This is a genomic window from Agromyces mediolanus (assembly GCF_014648575.1).
Lineage (GTDB): Bacteria > Actinomycetota > Actinomycetes > Actinomycetales > Microbacteriaceae > Agromyces > Agromyces mediolanus.
Genome location: NZ_BMRJ01000002.1, coordinates 437,132 through 453,956, shown reverse-complemented (window position 1 = coordinate 453,956; position 16,825 = coordinate 437,132). Strand labels below are relative to the sequence as shown.

Annotated in this window: 15 protein-coding genes; 9 read left to right on the top strand and 6 right to left on the bottom strand. The window is 72.7% G+C overall.

Translation table 11 applies throughout. The annotated features are described in order from the left end of the window. Window positions 1-44: 44 nt before the first annotated feature. Together IEY71_RS11980 and IEY71_RS11975 are read right to left on the bottom strand one after the other, a co-directional pair. The gene (locus tag IEY71_RS11980) at window positions 45-1,490 is read right to left on the bottom strand and encodes a catalase (protein WP_189085555.1); all 1,446 of its coding nucleotides are present in this window, start codon (window positions 1,488-1,490) and stop codon (window positions 45-47) included. A gap of 124 nt (window positions 1,491-1,614) precedes the next feature. Continuing rightward, window positions 1,615-2,055, bottom strand: a complete 441-nt coding sequence (locus tag IEY71_RS11975) for a Fur family transcriptional regulator (RefSeq protein ID WP_271202648.1) — start codon at window positions 2,053-2,055, stop codon at window positions 1,615-1,617. A gap of 135 nt (window positions 2,056-2,190) precedes the next feature. Between IEY71_RS11975 and IEY71_RS11970 the strand changes: the two genes are divergently transcribed. Then, complete coding sequence (locus IEY71_RS11970) at window positions 2,191-2,724, top strand: hypothetical protein (protein WP_189085554.1); 534 nt, start codon at window positions 2,191-2,193, stop codon at window positions 2,722-2,724. Further along, window positions 2,721-3,185 (top strand): GNAT family N-acetyltransferase, encoded by a 465-nt coding sequence (locus tag IEY71_RS11965; RefSeq protein WP_189085553.1) that lies wholly within the window; start codon window positions 2,721-2,723, stop codon window positions 3,183-3,185. The genes IEY71_RS11970 and IEY71_RS11965 overlap by 4 nt, the downstream gene beginning before the upstream one ends. Here the strand turns inward: IEY71_RS11965 and IEY71_RS11960 are convergent. Then, window positions 3,182-3,982, bottom strand: a complete 801-nt coding sequence (locus IEY71_RS11960; protein WP_189085552.1) for a glutamine amidotransferase — start codon at window positions 3,980-3,982, stop codon at window positions 3,182-3,184. The genes IEY71_RS11965 and IEY71_RS11960 overlap by 4 nt on opposite strands. A 155-nt stretch (window positions 3,983-4,137) precedes the next feature. On the opposite strand from IEY71_RS11960, the gene IEY71_RS11955 reads away from it, so the two are divergent. The 6 genes from IEY71_RS11955 to IEY71_RS11930 are packed head-to-tail and all read left to right on the top strand — an operon-like array spanning window position 4,138 to window position 9,929. Then, the gene (locus IEY71_RS11955) at window positions 4,138-5,487 is read left to right on the top strand and encodes an ABC transporter substrate-binding protein (RefSeq protein WP_229781713.1); all 1,350 of its coding nucleotides are present in this window, start codon (window positions 4,138-4,140) and stop codon (window positions 5,485-5,487) included. Next, window positions 5,484-6,479: a carbohydrate ABC transporter permease gene (locus IEY71_RS11950; protein WP_189085550.1), complete on the top strand. Its 996-nt coding sequence runs from the start codon at window positions 5,484-5,486 to the stop codon at window positions 6,477-6,479. The genes IEY71_RS11955 and IEY71_RS11950 overlap by 4 nt, the downstream gene beginning before the upstream one ends. Then, a complete protein-coding gene (locus tag IEY71_RS11945; protein ID WP_189085549.1) occupies window positions 6,476-7,285 on the top strand; it encodes a carbohydrate ABC transporter permease in 810 nt (269 codons plus the stop codon). Before IEY71_RS11950 ends, IEY71_RS11945 begins: the two co-directional genes overlap by 4 nt. A 41-nt stretch (window positions 7,286-7,326) precedes the next feature. Then, complete coding sequence (locus IEY71_RS11940) at window positions 7,327-7,929, top strand: helix-turn-helix domain-containing protein (RefSeq protein WP_189085548.1); 603 nt, start codon at window positions 7,327-7,329, stop codon at window positions 7,927-7,929. A 28-nt stretch (window positions 7,930-7,957) separates the two neighbouring features. Next, window positions 7,958-8,896 (top strand): PfkB family carbohydrate kinase, encoded by a 939-nt coding sequence (locus IEY71_RS11935; protein ID WP_189085547.1) that lies wholly within the window; start codon window positions 7,958-7,960, stop codon window positions 8,894-8,896. Between the two features lie 28 nt (window positions 8,897-8,924). After that, window positions 8,925-9,929 carry a ScbA/BarX family gamma-butyrolactone biosynthesis protein gene (locus tag IEY71_RS11930; protein WP_308426147.1) on the top strand — a complete coding sequence of 335 codons (1,005 nt, stop codon included), beginning with the start codon at window positions 8,925-8,927 and terminating at the stop codon, window positions 9,927-9,929. Here the strand turns inward: IEY71_RS11930 and IEY71_RS11925 are convergent. Continuing rightward, window positions 9,892-10,554 carry a ScbR family autoregulator-binding transcription factor gene (locus tag IEY71_RS11925; protein WP_189085545.1) on the bottom strand — a complete coding sequence of 221 codons (663 nt, stop codon included), beginning with the start codon at window positions 10,552-10,554 and terminating at the stop codon, window positions 9,892-9,894. The genes IEY71_RS11930 and IEY71_RS11925 overlap by 38 nt on opposite strands. Window positions 10,555-10,620: 66 nt before the next feature. On the opposite strand from IEY71_RS11925, the gene IEY71_RS11920 reads away from it, so the two are divergent. Then, window positions 10,621-11,496 (top strand): NAD-dependent epimerase/dehydratase family protein, encoded by an 876-nt coding sequence (locus tag IEY71_RS11920; protein ID WP_189085544.1) that lies wholly within the window; start codon window positions 10,621-10,623, stop codon window positions 11,494-11,496. Between the two features lie 210 nt (window positions 11,497-11,706). Here the strand turns inward: IEY71_RS11920 and IEY71_RS11915 are convergent, their stop codons facing one another. Then, window positions 11,707-12,402: a hypothetical protein gene (locus tag IEY71_RS11915; protein ID WP_189085543.1), complete on the bottom strand. Its 696-nt coding sequence runs from the start codon at window positions 12,400-12,402 to the stop codon at window positions 11,707-11,709. Window positions 12,403-12,575: 173 nt separating this feature from the next. Continuing rightward, window positions 12,576-16,763: a DUF5979 domain-containing protein gene (locus IEY71_RS11910; RefSeq protein WP_189085542.1), complete on the bottom strand. Its 4,188-nt coding sequence runs from the start codon at window positions 16,761-16,763 to the stop codon at window positions 12,576-12,578. Between the last annotated feature and the right edge of the window lie 62 nt (window positions 16,764-16,825).

Below are 16,825 nucleotides of genomic sequence, written 5' to 3'. Positions count from 1 at the left end.
GGTTGCCCGACTTTCATGAAAGTCGGGCAACCCTGGGCCGGGCGTCAGCCGGCGTAGGCGGTGCGCAGCGCCGCGCCGAGCTCGGCGTCGACGTTCGTCCAGTACTGGAAGAAGCGCTCGCGGATCTCGTCGATCGTGATCGCGCGCGCCTGGCCGAGCAGCGTCGCCTGGAAGCGCGCCTTCGCGTCGGCCGAGTACACCTCGCGGTAGAGCGTGCCCGCCTGGCCGAAGTCGTCGTCCTCGGCGTGCAGCGTCGCCGCGGCGCGCACGAGCTCGCCGTCCGACTCCCACGAGCCCTCGCCCGCGAGCTGCGCGTCGGCGACCGGGCCGCCGAAGGAGTTCGGCGCGTACACGGGCGTCGTCGGCGCGTTGAAGTGGTGCCGCTGCGCGCCGTCCTGCGAGTAGTTGTGCACGGGCGCGGCGTGCGGCGCGTTCACCGGCAGCTGCGCGTAGTTCGTGCCGACCCGGTAGCGCTGCGCGTCGGGATAGCTGAACACGCGCGCCATGAGCATCTTGTCGGGGCTGATCGCGATGCCCGGCACGGTGTTCGCGGGCGAGAACGCCGCCTGCTCGATCTCCGCGAAGAAGTTCTGCGGGTTGCGGTCGAGCGTGAGCGTACCGACCGGGATGAGCGGGTAGTCGGCGTGCGGCCAGACCTTCGTCAGGTCGAAGGGGTTGAAGCGGTACGTCTTCGCGTCCTCGTAGGGCATCACCTGCACCGAGAGGTCCCACTGCGGGAACTCGCCGCGTGCGATCGCGTCGTGCAGGTCGCGGCGGTAGAAGTCCGCGTCGGCGCCCGCGATGGCCTCGGCCTCGGCGGCGTCGAGGTGCAGGTCGCCCTGGCGGCTCGCGAAGTGGTACTTCACCCAGAAGCGCTCGCCGGCGGCGTTGATCCACTGGTAGGTGTGCGAGCCGAAGCCCGGCATCTCGCGCCACGACTTCGGCAGGCCGCGGTCGCCCATGAGGTAGGTGACCTGGTGGGCCGACTCGGGCGAGAGGGTCCAGAAGTCCCACTGCATGTCGGCGTCGCGGAGGCCGGAGCCCGGCAGGCGCTTCTGCGAGTGGATGAAGTCGGGGAACTTGATGCCGTCGCGGATGAAGAACACCGGGGTGTTGTTGCCGACGATGTCGTAGTTGCCCTCGGTCGTGTAGAACTTCACCGAGAAGCCGCGCACGTCGCGCCAGGTGTCGGGCGAGCCCTGCTCGCCGGCGACCGAGGAGAAGCGCATGAGCGTCTCGGTGGTGACGCCGGGCTGGAAGAGCGCCGCCCGGGTGTAGGCCGAGACGTCGTGGGTCGTCTCGAAGCGGCCGAAGGCGCCGCCGCCCTTGGCGTGCACGATGCGCTCCGGGATCCGCTCGCGGTTGAACTGGGCGAGCTTCTCGACGAGGTAGCGGTCGTGCAGCGCCGTCGTGCCGTCCGGGCCGGCGGTGAGCGAGTGCGCGTCGCTCGCGACGGGCGTGCCGGTCTGGGTGGTGGTGGGGTTCGTCATGCGTTCGTCCTTCGGTTCGTGGGCGGATGGGTGACGAGCCGCGCTGGGCGCGGCGGGCGCGGCAGGGCGCGCCGAACACCGCCGGGCAGGGCCGGCGGGGGCGGTGGGTCGGATGCCGGCGGCGCTACGCCGCCGGTTCCGATCTGCAGGATTCGCAGAGGCCCCAGAAGGTGACCTCGGCGGTGTGGATGGCGAAGCCGCCGGCGTCGGCCGGCTCGAGGCAGGGCGGCTGGCCGACGACGCAGTCGACGTCGGCCACGGTGTGGCACTTCGTGCAGACGAGGTGGTGGTGGTTGTCGCCCGTGCGGCGCTCGTAGAGGGCGGGCGAGCCGGCGGGCTCGATGCGGCGCAGCAGCCCCGCGCCGGTCAGGGCGGCGAGCACGCCGTAGACGGCCTGCAGGGAAGTCGTCGGCAGTTCGCCGCGCACGCGCTCGAAGACAGTGTCGGCGTCGAAGTGGCCCTGGCCGCCGAGGGCGGCCAGCACGGCCTTGCGCGGTGCGGTGACTTTGAGGCCCGCGGCGCGCAGTCGCTCCGCGTCGTCCGTCGCCATGCCGTGCACCTCCATGCCTCGACCCTAGCAAGTTGTTTTGAATGAATCAAAACAACTGGCGGATGCCTCGCCGGCTCGCCGCCCGATGCGGCGGCGCACGCCGCCGAATGGCAGGATCGATGCTGTCCACCGCAGCTGAGGAGCCCCACCATGACCGGACTCACCGACGTCACCCTCGACGACGACGGCGACCTGACCGCCACCGCGACGCTGCCCGGCGGCCGCGTCGTCGCCGTGCTCTCGGAGCCGGAGGAGGGCACCGCCGCCGAGCTCGGCGCCATGCGCGCCCTCGTCGAGCGCGCCCTCGCGCCCCTCGCCGAGTCGCACCTGCTGGCCGCCGATGCGCGCGCGGCCGAGGAGCTCGCGGTGGAGGACGGCGAGACCGTCGAGGTCGCACTCGAGGGCGTCATCGTGCTGCCCGACGCGAAGCTCGTGCTCATGTACGACGCGCCCGGTCAGGGCGTCACCGTCTTCTGCGCCCTCGACGAGGAGTTCGCGGTCGCCGAGGTGGAACTCGACGAGGACGACGAGGAGTTCGAGTACGAGTACGAGCTGGAGGGCGACGGCGACGGCGTCGAGAGCCGCTCCTTCGCCACCATGGACGAGCTGCTCGACCACCTGAGCCGGGCCGAGGCATCCGAGCGCGGCGCGGCCGACGCCGAGAGCGGCGACCGCCCGGCGTGACCGCGCCCGTCGCCGTCCGCGAGCTCGGCGCGGCCGAGCTCGACGCGCTCGCCCCGCGCCTGCTCGAGATCCAGCACGCCGCCTACGCCGTCGAGGCGGCGCTCATCGGCGACGACCGCATCCCGCCACTGCACGAGACCGAGGCGGGGCTGCGCGCGGCCGGCCTGCGCTGGCTCGTCGCCGAGCGCTCCGGCGGGCTCGCCGGAGCGCTCGGGTTCACCGTGGACGACGGGGTGATCGACCTCGACAGCCTGGTCGTCGCACCCGAGCACGCGCGCCGAGGCGCGGGCCGGGCGCTCGTGGTCGCGGCGCTCGCCCTCGCGCCCGAGGCGGTGGTGGCGACGGGCCGGGGCAACGAGCCGGCGCGCGGCCTGTACGAGTCCGCGGGTTTCGTGCACGAGAGCGACCTCGAGGTGCTCCCCGGGCTGTGGATCAGCCGCTTCCGACGGGCCGCCGCCTAACGATCGGCTGTCGCCGAACGATCGGCCGCCGCCGCCCCCGAACCGTCCTTCGCGGCGAGCCAGTCGACGAGCTGGGCGAAGAGCCGCCCGTAGCCGTCCCACTCGGAGAACTCCGGCGGGCACCAGTGCGGCGCGATGTCCGAGGCCCAGGCCGCGCTGCGCCCGGCGCCGTGCTCGCCCACGACGAGGAGCGGCAGCCCCTGCTCGGACTCGACGAGCACCGTCGAGCCGGCCGACGGCGTCAGCCGGTGGTGCCCGAGCACCGGCGGCCAGCTCGCCGGCAGCCCGCGCACGGCGGGGTGCTCCGGATCCAGGACCGCCCCGTGCGCGCCCTCGGGCGTCTCGACGCGGTCGTCGTAGGGCAGCACCTCGACGGGCAGCGCCCGCTCGACGGCGGTGCCGTGGTAGAAGCCGCCGCCCTGGAAGCCGGCGAACGAGCGCCAGCCGCCGCACATCAGCAGGCCGCCGCCGGCCTCGGTCCACTGGCGCAGGGCCTCGAGCCGGTTGGGTCGCACCTTGGCCTCCCGCCAGACCTCGGGCGGCAGCAGCAGGCTGTTCGCCCCGACGTCGGAGAGGATCACGACGTCGTAGCCGTCGAGCTCGCTCGCGTGGAACGGGAACGAGCGGGTGGCCTCGTCGGCGCGCATCCAGGTGACCTCGTGGCCGTGCGCCGTGAGCGCCTCGACGAGCGGGCTGCCGCCCGACTCGAAGCTCGTCATGTTCAGCGTGTCGAAGCCCTTGTAGTGGATCTCGTGGACCACCCACGATTCCCCCACGAGCAGTACCGATGCAGCCATTGCCATCCTCGTGTCGCACAGTGCCGCCACGGGCGTGACGGCGAGCGCCACTCTACATGCCTCTCAGGAAAGTAGATAGACAAGAACTTGCCTGTGTGGCACTATCTCGTCTCGGCAGGGAAAACCCGGCCTCCCCCGAGACAATGGAGTTGAGCGTGTCCACACCCACCTGGCGCCGCGCGGCCGCAACCGCCGCCGCGCTCGCCGTCGCCGTCCCGCTCGCCTCGTGCGCCGCAGCCGGCGACGCCGCGAGCGACCGCATTTCCGTCCTCATGGTCGGCAACCCGCAGATGACCGATCTGCAGGAGCTCACCGAGCAGCACTTCACCGCCGAGACCGGCCTCGCCGTCGACTTCACCGTCCTGCCCGAGAACGAGCTGCGCGACCGCGTCGCCCAGGACCTCGCGGCCGGCGTCTCGAAGTACGACGTCATCAGCATCAACTCCTCCGAGACCCCGTACTACGCCGACCTCGGCTGGCTGCAGGACCTCACCGCGTACACCGAGCAGGACCCCGCCTTCGACGTCGACGACGTGCTGCCCTCGATGCTCACCACGTACAGCGCGAGCGACGGCGGCATCCACGGCATCCCGTTCTACGGCGAGAGCTCCTTCGTGATGTACCGCACCGACCTCTTCGAGGCGGCCGGCATCACGATGCCCGAGCACCCCACCTGGGACCAGATCGCCGAGTACGCCGCCGCCCTCGACAGCGGCGACACGGCCGGGATCTGCCTGCGCGGCCAGCCCGCCGCCGGCCAGATGTTCGCCCCGCTCGGCACGATCGTGAACACCTTCGGCGGCACCTGGTTCACCGAGGACTGGGAGCCGCAGGTCGACTCCCCCGAGTTCACCGAGGCCGTGCAGTTCTACGTCGACCTCGTGCGGGACTCCGGCGAGACCGGCGCCGCGCAGGCCGGCTTCACCGAGTGCCTGAACCTCTTCGGCCAGGGCAAGGCGGCCATGTGGTACGACGCCACGGCCGGGGCGGGCCTCGTCGAGAACCCCGAGACGAGCACCGTCGCCGGCAAGGTCGGCTACGCCTACGCGCCGACGAAGCTCACGGACTACTCCGGCTGGATCGCGGGCTGGGGCTGGGGCGTTCCGAAGAACAGCGCGAAGGCGGATGCCGCGTGGGAGTTCATCTCCTGGGCGTCGAGCGCCGGCTACGAGGAGCTCGTCGGCTCCGAGATCGGCTGGAGCAACGTGCCCGACGGCAAGCGCGAGTCGACCTACTCGAACGCGGACTACCTCGCCCACGCCGGCGCCTACGCGCCGATCGTGCTCGACTCGATCAAGTCGATCGACCCGCGCGACCCCGGCGTGCAGCCCCGCCCGACGATCGGCACGATCTTCGTGGCCATCCCCGAGTTCAGCCTGCTCGCGACCCGCACCGCCGAGCAGATCAACGCGATCCTCGCCGGCCAGGCCGACAGCGTCGCCGACGCGCTCGCCGTCGGCCAGGAGCTCGCCATCCCGATCGGGCAGGAGTACGCGGGCGAATGATCCGGACGCCCGACGCTCCCGCCACCGCCTCGGCACCGGAGGGGTCCCGCACGCGGGGCCCCTCCGGCCCGGGCCGCCTGGCCGCGGCGGCGGCCCACGAGCGGCGCGAGAACCGCCGCCGCTGGCTGCCGCTCTGGCCGGCCTTCCTGTTCCTCGTCGTGCTCACCCAGCTGCCGTTCGTCGTCACCCTGGTGATCTCGGTGCTGGACTGGAACATCCTCCGCCCCGACGCCTTCGGCTTCGCCTGGGTCGACAACTTCGTCGCGGTGTTCACGGACGCGCGCATGCTGCCGGCCGTGCTCAACACGATCGTGCTGACGGCGGGCGTCGTGATCGTCTCGCTCGTGATCGGCACGGCCGTGGCCCTCCTGCTCGACCGGCCGTTCCCCGGCCGCGGGGTGGCCCGCACGCTCATGATCGCGCCGTTCATGGTCATGCCGATGGCGGCCGCGCTGATCTGGAAGCACGCGATCCTCGACCCGAACTTCGGGATGCTGCAGCGCAACGCCGACTGGCTCGCTTCCCTCACCGGCGCGGCGCCGCAGTCGATCGACCTGCTGAATGCGGCACCGATGACCGCGCTCATCGCCTCCCTCGTCTGGACGTGGGCGCCGTTCATGATGCTCATCGTGCTCGCGGGGCTCCAGGGCCAGCCCGACGACGTGCTCGAGGCGGCGCGCGTGGACGGCGCGAACGAGTGGCGGATCTTCGTGCACATGACGCTGCCGCACCTGCGGAGCTACCTCTCGCTCGCGGCGGTGCTCGGCACGCTCTACGTCGTGCAGACCTTCGACGCCGTCTTCGCGATCACGCAGGGCGGCCCCGGCACGGCGACGACGAACCTGCCGTTCGAGATCTACCAGACCATGTTCCGCAAGTTCGACTACGGCCAGACCGCGGCGGCGAGCGTCGTCGTCATCGCCGGGGCGCTCGTCATCGCGAACCTCTTCGTCCGCGTGCTCACCCGACTCGGAAAGGAGCGCGGCGCATGACCCGCACCCGCGCCGGAGCCATCCGCATCTTCCTCGCCTGGGCCGCCTGCGCCCTGTTCGCCGCTCCCCTGCTCTTCGTCGTGCAGGCGTCGCTGCGGAGCGAGGCCGACGCCGTGTCCGGCGAGCTGCTCGCGCCGTTCACCCTCGACCAGTGGCGGCTGCTGCTCGACTCGGACGCCACGAAGTACCTGCTGAACTCGGCGATCGCGAGCGGCTGCTCGGTGGTGCTCGTCATCGCGCTCGCGTTCCCGGCCGCCTACGCGCTCGCGGTCCGTCCCGTGCGCGGTGCTGAGCAGCTGCGCATGTTCATCCTGTCGACGAAGTTCCTGCCGATGGTGGCCGCCATCCTGCCGATCTTCCTGCTCGTCTCGACCGCGGGCGCGCTCGACCAGCTCTGGGTGCTCGTGCTGCTCTACACCTCGATGAACCTGCCCATCGCGATCTGGATCCTCTGCTCCTTCCTCCTGGAGGTGCCCGCCGAGATCGTCGAGGCGGCGCAGCTCGACGGGGCGGGCCTGCGCCGCATCCTGCTCCAGGTCATCGCGCCGGTGGCCCTGCCCGGCATCTCGGCGACGGCCCTCATCTGCGTCATCTTCAGCTGGAACGAGTTCCTCTTCGCGCTGAACCTCACGGCGACGTCCGCGAGCACCGCGCCCGTGTTCCTCGTCGGCTTCATCACCAATCAGGGGCTGTTCCTCGCCCGGCTGAGCGCCGCCGTGCTGCTCGTGTCGCTGCCCGTCCTCGCCCTCGGCCTCGTCGCACAGGGCAAACTAGTGCGCGGGCTCTCCCTCGGAGCCGTCAAATGACGGAGCGGGAGGCCTGGCTGAGGATGAGGAGGAGTGCGCGGATGGCGTTCGACGAGTCGGCGGAGGGCATCGACGAGGCGCAGGTCGGCCCGCGGCTGAAGCAGCTGCGCCAGGACCGCGGCTGGGTGCTGAGCCGCCTCGCCGCGGAGACCGGCCTCTCCGAGGCGTTCCTCTCGCGCATCGAGACCGGCGCGCGCACGCCCTCGCTCGGCACGATCATCGCCGTCGCCCGCGCCCTCGGCGTGCGCATCGGCGACATCTTCGACGAACCCGACGCCGACGAGAGCTACGTGCTGCACCGCCACGACGAGCACGCCGACGACGTCGTGGGCGGGGTGATGACGGGCCTCGCGAGCCGGGCGCCGTGGGCCTCGATGGAGGCCGTGCGCCTCGTCATGGCCGCCGACCACCCCGGCGCCCTCTCCAGGCACGCGGGCGAGGAGTTCGTGCTCGTGCTCTCCGGGGCGATCCGGGTCGAGCTCGGCGCCGAGCGCCTCCGCCTCGAGGAGGGCGACAGCATCCACTTCGACGCCGACCTCGAGCACCTGCTCGCGGCCGAGGGCGGCGCACCGGCGACCGTGCTCCTCGTGGTCGTCGACGCGAAGCCCGTTCCGGGTGCGCCGCACCCGCACGCCTCCTACTGAACCGCCGATCCGAGAGCCGGGAGCCGAGATGACCGCAGCGAGCTGGCCGGCGGGCGCGCGCGCCCTCTCGATCGGCGAGGCCCTCGTCGACGTCGTGCACGACCGCACCGGCGGCGTCGCGGAGCATCCGGGCGGCAGCCCGCTGAACGTCGCCGTCGGCCTCGCCCGCCTCGGCGCGACCGTGCAGCTCGCGAGCTGCCTCGGCGACGACGCGCACGGGGCGATGGTGCGGCGGCACGTGGAGGCATCCGGTGCGGCCCTCGCCCCCGGCACGCTCGGCGCGATCCCGCGCACCTCGACGGCGCAGGCGACGCTCGCCGCGGACGGCGGGGCGAGTTACGAGTTCGCGCTCGAGTGGCGACCGGTGCGTCCGGAGGTGGCCGGCTTCGACGTGGTGCACACGGGCTCGATCGCCGCCTACCTCGAGCCCGGCGCGACGACGGTGCTCGACGCCGTCGGCGAGGCCGCGGCGAGCGCGCTCGTCTCCTTCGACGCGAACGTCCGCCCGACGCTGATCGGCTCGCGCGACGCCGCCGTCGCGCGGCTCGGCGCGTTCGCCCGCATCGCGCAGCTCGTGAAGATGAGCGACGAGGATGCCGCGTGGCTGTACCCGGAGCGCACCGCGGAGCTGTCCGCGGCGGCGCTTGCGGCGGAGACCGGCGCGGTCGCCGTGATCACGCGCGGCGCGGCGGGTGGACTGCTGGCCGCCGGCGCCGAGGTGCTCGACTTCCCGGCGTTCCCGATCACGACCGTCGACACGGTCGGTGCGGGCGACTCGTTCATGGCCGGCTTCCTCTTCGCGGTCGTCGCCGAGGGCCTCGCCCCGGCGCTGCGGCGGCGAGCGGCGACCGCGGGCGAGCTGCTCCCCGCGGCCCGCTTCGCGGCGGCCTGCGCGGCCATCACGGCGTCGCGCGCGGGCGCCGATCTGCCGAGCCGCGACGAGGTGACGGCCTTCCTCGCGGGCTGACTCCCGGCGACTCACGCCGTGCGCATGAGTGCGCGGGTACAGGCATCCCCCGATTCCTGCACCCGCGCACAGCCCCCCGACTAAGATCAGCATACCGCCTCCCCGGTTTCCCGTGAACCCCGAGCCCGAATCCCTTGGAGCGCCAGTGCTGTCCTTCGACCGAACGGTCCCGCGCCGCCTCGTCCACCGACGATCCACGAGCGAGGTGCTGCCCACCGATTTCGTGCGCTGGGGCGAGCACGAGTACATCGCCGCGCTGCAGTGGCCGAGGCGGCACGGCTACTTCGAACCCGAGCTGCCCGGCTCGGCCCTCGTGACCGAGACGGTGCGCCAGCTGACGATCCTCGCGTGCCACGAGGGCTTCGGCGTGCCGCTCGAGCACCGCTTCCTGATGACCGGCCTCGGCTTCGCACTGCTCCGCACTCCACTCGCCGCACGGGCGGGCTCCGCGGCGGAGCTGCACGCGACGGTGCGCGCGACTCGACTCGTGCGCACCCCGGGCGGGGCGTTCCGCAGCGCGCGCTTCGAGATCTCGATCAGCGAGCCGACGGGCGGCGCCGTCGCGGCGGGGCACGGTGACGCCCTCGTCGTCGGGCCGGCCGCGTACGCCCGCCTCCGCGGCGAGCGCGCCGGCACCACGCCGCCGCTCCGCCGTCGCGGCCCGCTCGTGCCGGCGGCGGCGGTCGGCCGCCGGCTCGAACAGGACGTGCTGCTCGTCGACGGCGACGGCGCCCTCACGCTCGATGTCGACCGGCGGCATCCGGTCTTCTACGACCATCTGCTCGACCACGTGCCCGGCGCCGCGCTCATCGAGGCCTGCCGGCAGGCGGCCCGGCTCGAGGCGGCCGACCCCCGACTCGAGCTCGGCCGCTTCGAGGGCGAGTTCGACCGGATCGTCGAGTACGACCCTCCGGCGACCGTCCACGCGACGATCCGGCGCGAGCAGGCCGCGTTCGAGATCCGTCAGGGGCGGCGCGTGGCGATGCGCGCCGAGGCTACGCTCGTTTCCGCCGGCGTGCCGGCTTCACGGTGAACACCTCGTCGGCGAGCGCGAGCTTCGCCGCGAGCTGCTCGGCGGGGATGATCGCGGTGAGCAGCACTCGCCAGAGGTCGTGGATGCGGTCGATCAGGTCGGCCCGCCCCGTGAAGGTCTCCGAGACGAGCTGCACGCCCGTGTACGAGGGGATGAGGGTGCGCGCGAACACCTCGGGCGAGATGAGCCCGTTCGTCTCGCCCACGGCCTCGGCGCGGCGGGCGAGCTCCTCGAAGCTCGCCATCCAGTCCCGGTACGGGTCGAGCAGCGGCGTGTCGAAGGTGGAGGAGTCGGTGGTGAGACGGATGCCGGCGCGCACGATGGGGTCGCTGGTGAGCCGCTCGGCGAGGTCCATGCAGAGGCGGAGCATGTGCTCGACCGGCGTGAGTTCGAGTTCGAGGATCTCGGCCGCGGCCTCCCGGGTCACCCGGTGCTGCTCCTCGATGAGCGCCCGGGCGATCTCCTCCTTGGAGTCGAAGTGGAAGTAGAGGGCGCCCTTCGTGACCCCGGAGGCGGCACCGATGTCGTTGAGCGTCGCATTGGCGTAGCCGGCGGTGCGGATCACCTCGGCCGCGCCCAGCATGATCTTCGCCCGCGTCCGTCGCGCCCGTTCCTGCTGGACCATTCCACCCCGCTTCGTTTCGGCTGCGGTCAACCCTAGCCAACCTCCCCCGGATGAATGGAGCCGAACATGCCCGGAACCTCCCGACCGGTGCTCGCCGTCCTCGGCGCGCGCGGCTTCATCGGCTCACGGGCCGCCGAGGCGGCGCGTCGCCTGCCCGGGTGGTCGGTCCGCCCGATCACCCGGGAACTGGCGGACGTGCGGGATGTCTCGGCCCTCGACGCGGCGCTCGCCGGCGTCTCGGCGGTGGTGCACGCCGCGAGCCATGTGGGGAGCGACCCGGAGCTGCACCGGCTGGTCAACGTCGAGGGCACGGCGAACGTCGCCGCCGCCGCCGCGGCGAGCGGCGCCCGTGTCGTGTACCTCAGCACGGCCGCCGTCTCGGGGCGCGGGCCGTTCCATCACCTGGACGAGGCGGATGCCCCGCTCGCCCCGAGCTCGCCGCTCAGCGCGAGCCGGGCGGCCGCCGAACGGCTCGTGCTCGACGCCGGCGGCCTCGTCGTGCGCCCGCACCTCGTGCTCGGTGCTGGCGACCGCTGGGTGGGGCCGGGCATCGCGGCGCTGACCGCCGCGGTCGGCGGCCTCGTCGACGGCGGGCGCGCCGTGCACTCGGTGATCGAGGCGGGCACCCTCGGCGGCCTGCTCGTCGAGCTCGCGACGGGTCCGCGCCCGGAGCACTCGGTGTTCCACGCCGCCCATCGCGACCCCGTGCCGGTGCGGGCGCTCGTCGACGCCCTCTGGCCCGGGCGGTCGGCCCCGCCGAGCGTGTCGATGGCGCAGGCTCGGGCGGCGGTCGCCGGCTCGCCAGGGCTCGAGCGGGCGCTCGCGCTGCTCGCCGTGGATCACGACTTCTCGACCGAGCGCGTGCGGGCCGAGTCATCCGCTCCCCTCGACCGGCCGTTCGCGCTGCCGGCGAGCGCGGTCGAGTGGTACCAGCGCCTCTGAGCGCGCGACGCAGCACACCTAAGGCACCGCTGTCAAGGCCCGGGACCGCGGGGCCTCGATGCGATTCACTGGTGATGTCGCTTCGGGGGAAGCGACGGCCCGGTAGTGAGAAGGGGGCTTCTCCTGCTGGATGCGTCAGGGGCTGGCGCGGCCGGGAGCACATGCTGAGTGGCTCCCGGCCCACCCTGCGAGCGGGCTGCGAACGCGCGGCTAGTGCGTGTAGACGTTCTCTGCACCGGTGTCGGCCGTCGGAGCCTCGACTCCGGTCGCCCAGTTGACGATGTTGCGGTCGCCGTGCACTTCGAGCGCACCGGTGATCGCGGTGAGCACCACCGTGGCGTCGCTCGCATTCAGCGCGACGCGCTCGGCCTCGCCCCCGTTCACGGTGGCGCCGTCGCCGTCGATCACGAGCTCGCCCGCGCGCTGAGTGGTGAGGTGCGTGCCGGCCGCCTCGGTCACGAGCCGCTGCAGGGAGTCGACGTTGAGCGTCACGCCGTCGGCGAGCACGCGCGCCTCGCCCCACTCGGTGCCGAGGACGCTGGCGTTCGCGCCAGAGACCTCGACCGACTCCGCCGACTCGATGTTGCCGCCGAAGTCCGCGCCGGTGATGGTGACGGTGCCGCACGGGCCGTCGACGACCGCGCTGGAGCCGTCGGCCGCGATGACGATGTCCTCGCCGCCGACGCAGCTGCCACCCTCCGAGAGGTCGCGCCCGCTGCCGGCCGCCTGGGGCGCGTCGCTCGCCGCGGCATCGCCGGGAGCCGTCTGCTCGCCAGCTGCGGGCCCCGCCGACGGGGCGGCGCCGGCGCAGGCCGTGAGCAGGAGCGCGACCGCCAGCACCCCCGCCCCGGCCGCGAACCTCGCGCCTCGCCTGCGAACGAACGTCTCCCGAACTGCCATGGTCATCCCTCTCGATCGTCGGCGCGCTGGGCCGGACGGCACCGATGCACCCCGCGCCATCCTAGTTCGGGATACCAAACTGGATCAGGAGCTCTCCACACCCGCAGCCGCGCGCTCGGGACGCCGAACGGCCGGCGCGCCGGGAGTCTCACCCGACGGCGCCGGCCGTTCGCAGCCGCCTAGCCTCGAGCGCGCCGTCGCGCGATGAGGACCGCGGCTCCGCCGAGCATCGCGAGGAGCGCAGCGCCCCCGACGATGCCGAGCGCGACCCCGTCGACGCCGGTGCCCGCGAGGGCCGGGCCGAGCTCGAGCCGGTTCTCGAGCGAGAGCTCGGCCGCGGCGGCCGACTCACCGGTGACCGTCACCGTGGCGACGGCGCTGCCCGCATCGCTCGTGACCGTCACCCGGTCGTCGTCGGACGACCAGTCGGCTCCGGCCCATCGGATCCCCTCGGGGAGCTTCGCCGTCCCCTCCTCAACCCTGAGCTCGGTGCCGAGCGGGAGCCCGTCGATCGTGGCGGGCGTGCCGGCGGTGAGCTGGACCTCGCGGCTCTGCGGCTCGCCGAGCAGGTCGCTCCAGGTGATGGTCACCGGGAAGCTCGTCTTCGCGGCGGCATCCCGGCCCTCACCGGCCAGCGTCTTGGTGATCGTGACGCTCCCGAGGGTGGGGACGGCCGTGTTCACGAGCGCCACCTCCGCGGTGTCGGCCGCGCCGATCGTCACCACCGCGGTCCCGTCGCCGCTCGCGACGACCCGGTCCCCGGTCCAGTCCGGCGTCGCCCAGGTGAACTGCGCGCCGGCCTCGAGCCCGGTCTCGCTGAGCGTGACCTCGGTGCCGTGCGGCAGCTGCGCCGGGAACGCCACGACGGTCCCGTCGGTCGGCACCTCGAGCTCGAGCGACTGCGCGGCGTCGCCATCCGTCCACTCGGCCAGGACGGTCACCGCGGCGGGCACGTCCGGGTGGTCCCCGCGGACCCCGTCGACGCGCTTCGCGATCGAGAAGTCGCCGGGAGCCCAGGTGGCCTCGTTGACGACGGTGACGAGCGCCACGTCATCCTGCTGGTCCGAGACGACGACCGTCGCGGAGCCGTCGCCGTGATCGTCGACCCCCGCACCGGAGATCGTGATGGACCCCCACACGACGGTGTCGAAGCGCGGCTGGGCGCCTTCGGTGATCGTGACCACGGTGCCGGCCGGCAGCTCCACGCCGAGCGGGGTCGGCTCCGCGGTGCTGATCATCAGCTCGCGGGCGTGCTCGACGTCGTCCGCGTCGACCCACCTGGCGGTCACCGGGAACTCGGCCTCCGGATCGACCTCGCCCGCCGCCTCGCCGGCGACGGCCTTCAGCAGGCTGATGCCGGCGGTCGAGGTGGCGGCGTGGTTCTCGAGGGCGACGGTGGCGTCGGCCGTCCTGCCGATCGTCACGACGGCGGAGTCGCCGTCGACCGTCACTCCGGGTCCCGACCAGCTCGGCGCGCCCCAGGCGATGCTGGAGCCGTCGACGAGCGGGGTCTCGCTCAGCGTGACCCGGGTGCCGATGAGGAGGTCCGCGCCGAGCGGCACCGGGGTGCCGTCGGTCGGCACGGTCAGCGTCGTGCTGCCGGGGACGCCCTCCTCGGTCCAGCTCGCGGTGACGGTCACGGTGTCGGGGACGGCCGGGTTGTCGGCCTGCGCACCGGTGACGGTCTTCGCCACCGCGAAGGTGCCGACGGTGCGCTCCGCGCTGTTCGTGACCGTGATCGCGGCCGGAGTGGTCGCGTGGCCCGCCGAGACCGTGACGGTCGACGGGGTGATCACCGGCGCGGCCCAGGTGAGGGTGTCGTCGTCGACCGGCCGGAGCTCGGTGAAGTGCACCGTCGCGCCGATCGGCAGCTCGGCGAGCGTCACCGGCACGCCGGTCTCGAGCTGCAGGACGCGGTCGGCCTGGGCGGGGAAGCCCTGCCCGAGCGCGCTCGTGTCGATGGCCGCGGTGACCTGGTACCGGCGGTCGGCGTCGACGAGTTCAGCGGCGCCGCCGCCGAGCTCCTTGACGATGGTCGCGGATCCGAGCAGCGCCTCGTTCGTGAGCGACACCGCGACGTTCACGCCCGGGTCGATCGAGGCGATCGCGGTCTTCCCGTCCGGGCTGACCGTCACGCCGGGTCCCTCGGCGAACACCGGGTCACCGAACGTCACGCCCGGGACCGTCGGGAACGTCGGCTCGGTGAGCTCGACCGTCCAGCCGGTGCCGCGTGCGTTGAGCCCGCTGATGGGGGCGCCGTCGAGCGGCACCCGCAGCTCGTACTCCTTCTGCACCGTCGCCGTCGGGTCGATCTCCTTGACGTGGACGGTGAACATCGTGTCGGCGGGCACGAACGCCGCCCCGGCGTTGTCCACGAGCGTCTTCACGAGCGACACGGAGCCGCGGGTCACGCCTTGACCGGTGCCGCTGCCGCTGTTGTTCTGCGTGGTGGTGGAGCTGAAGGAGACCCCGTCGCCGGTCAGCGTGTTCGAGTACACGGTGCCCGGGGCATCCATCCCGCCGGTGGCGGTGCAGGTGGTGTACGTCAGCACGTACTGGTACTCGCGGCTGAAGCCGTCGCTCGTGCCGGTCGGGATGGGGAGGTCGACCGCGTCGAGGTCGAAGGTGAGCGTGTTCCCGCTCTGCTGCACCGCCGTGGAGCCGCTCAGGTCGACGGTCTGCAGGCCGCCGTTCTGGATCTGGTCGCGCGCCTCGACCCGGAGGCCCAGGCGGGCCGCCAGCCCCGCGCTCGGGTCGCCGGCCGCGCAGACGGCCTGCGAGTCGGAGAGCACGTCCGTCAGCGTGAGCACGCCGTCGACGTTCTCGATCAGCTGACCGGGGATCGTGACGGACCAGCCGATGGTGGTCTGCGGCATGTGCTGGACCCCGTCGATGGTCACGGCCGTGGTGTTGATGCGGCCGGTCTTGCCCTGGCTCCGGTTCGGGACGGTCGCCTCGTTCGTCGCGACCGCGCCGTCGACATCGACCGAGTTGGCGTAGGCGGTGCCGCCGTTGGGCAGCTCGGTGGCGGTCACGCAGGTGGTGTAGGTGATCACGTACCGGTAGTCGGACGCCTTGAACGCCACGGCGCTGTCGTTGAGGTCGAACCGCACCTGGAACGACTGCGGGCTCGAGGCGAGCGTGGTCGGCGTGAGCTTGCCGGTCAGGCTCTGCTGCAACTGATTGCTGGGGCCGTACCGTTCGGCGATCTGGATGCCGCTGATCGTGTCGGTGCACAGCTGGTGCCCGGCGCCGAGGGTCTCGGTGAGGGTGAAGCCGTCCTTGCCGAGCAGCTGGTCGCCCGGGACGACGACGGTCCACGCGACCTTGCCGTTGCGCTCCGCGCCGCCGAGGACGCTGCCGGACTTGCCGAGGTTCAGGTGCCACGGCAGGTTGGCGACGGTACCGACGCCGTGGCCGGCCTCGCCCCAGCCCTCGATCTGGGCGGAGTTCTCGTACTCGGTGCCCGCGGGGTCGATCCGGCCGTCTTCGGTGCAGGTCTGGTAGGTGACCCGGTAGGTGACGTTCGCGTCGAACGGCCCGGCCAGCGCGAGGCCGAACGAGGTGTCGCCGGGTGCGCCGTCGAGCGTCGCGATGCTCGTCACGTCGACGACCGTGCTGCCGCGCACCGTCTGCACCTTGAGTCCGGTGGGGTCGCAGAGCGCGTGACCGGCGCCGAGGGTGTCGGTGATGCGGGCGGTGTCGCCGCCGGCGGCGACGAGGTTCGCACCGGGGATGTCGATGGTCCACGTCATGGACCAGTTGTTCTGGTTCATGACCCCGGACTTGGTGACCTCGCCGGGCAGCACGATGCCGTCGTCGATCCCGCCCGTGCCGGGCAGGTCGACCATGACCGGCTTGCCGTTGAGGTCGAACTGGATCGCCTCGGCGGTGGTCGCCTGGACCGCCTCCACCTGGAACTGCCAGGTGCCCATGACGAGCTCGGGGAACGCCTCGACCTCGTCCGTCAGCTCGCAGGTGGCGATGCCCGACGCGGTGTCGGTGAGGCAGTTCCCCCACACGACCGGGTCGCCGCTCGGGGTGGTGCCGGTGAGCTGGAACGGCACGTTCTGCGGGAACTTGAGCTGCGGCGGGAGCCCGATCGTGAAGGAGTCGCCGACCTTCGGGTCGGCTTCGCTCGCATTCCACGAGCCCGACACGGTGAGCGAGTCGCCGATGGTCGCCTGCGTGTCGGCCGGCGCGATGGTCACGTCGCCGACGACGATCGCGGGGTTCGGGGCGGCGTGCGCCGCGGACGGCAGCACGACCACCGCGACGAGCGCGAGCCCGATGGATGCCACGAACGCCAGCAGGCGCCGGACGAGGCTGGGGTGCGGTCGGTGACTTCGCGGCGCGGTCGAACGCAAGGCACGCTCCTTCGGTGAATCGGGTGGGCGCGACGGGGTCGCTGCCGATCGGGTTCTCGCTC

Excerpts from the sequence above, each read along its gene's own strand:
- IEY71_RS11980 (WP_189085555.1), bottom strand. The coding sequence starts at position 1,490 with ATGACGAACCCCACCACCACCCAGACCGGCACGCCCGTCGCGAGCGAC.
- IEY71_RS11975 (WP_271202648.1), bottom strand. The coding sequence starts at position 2,055 with ATGGAGGTGCACGGCATGGCGACGGACGACGCGGAGCGACTGCGCGCC.
- IEY71_RS11970 (WP_189085554.1), top strand. The coding sequence starts at position 2,191 with ATGACCGGACTCACCGACGTCACCCTCGACGACGACGGCGACCTGACC.
- IEY71_RS11960 (WP_189085552.1), bottom strand. The coding sequence starts at position 3,982 with ATGGCTGCATCGGTACTGCTCGTGGGGGAATCGTGGGTGGTCCACGAG.
- IEY71_RS11950 (WP_189085550.1), top strand. The coding sequence starts at position 5,484 with ATGATCCGGACGCCCGACGCTCCCGCCACCGCCTCGGCACCGGAGGGG.
- IEY71_RS11945 (WP_189085549.1), top strand. The coding sequence starts at position 6,476 with ATGACCCGCACCCGCGCCGGAGCCATCCGCATCTTCCTCGCCTGGGCC.
- IEY71_RS11940 (WP_189085548.1), top strand. The coding sequence starts at position 7,327 with ATGGCGTTCGACGAGTCGGCGGAGGGCATCGACGAGGCGCAGGTCGGC.
- IEY71_RS11935 (WP_189085547.1), top strand. The coding sequence starts at position 7,958 with ATGACCGCAGCGAGCTGGCCGGCGGGCGCGCGCGCCCTCTCGATCGGC.
- IEY71_RS11925 (WP_189085545.1), bottom strand. The coding sequence starts at position 10,554 with ATGGTCCAGCAGGAACGGGCGCGACGGACGCGGGCGAAGATCATGCTG.
- IEY71_RS11920 (WP_189085544.1), top strand. The coding sequence starts at position 10,621 with ATGCCCGGAACCTCCCGACCGGTGCTCGCCGTCCTCGGCGCGCGCGGC.
- IEY71_RS11915 (WP_189085543.1), bottom strand. The coding sequence starts at position 12,402 with ATGACCATGGCAGTTCGGGAGACGTTCGTTCGCAGGCGAGGCGCGAGG.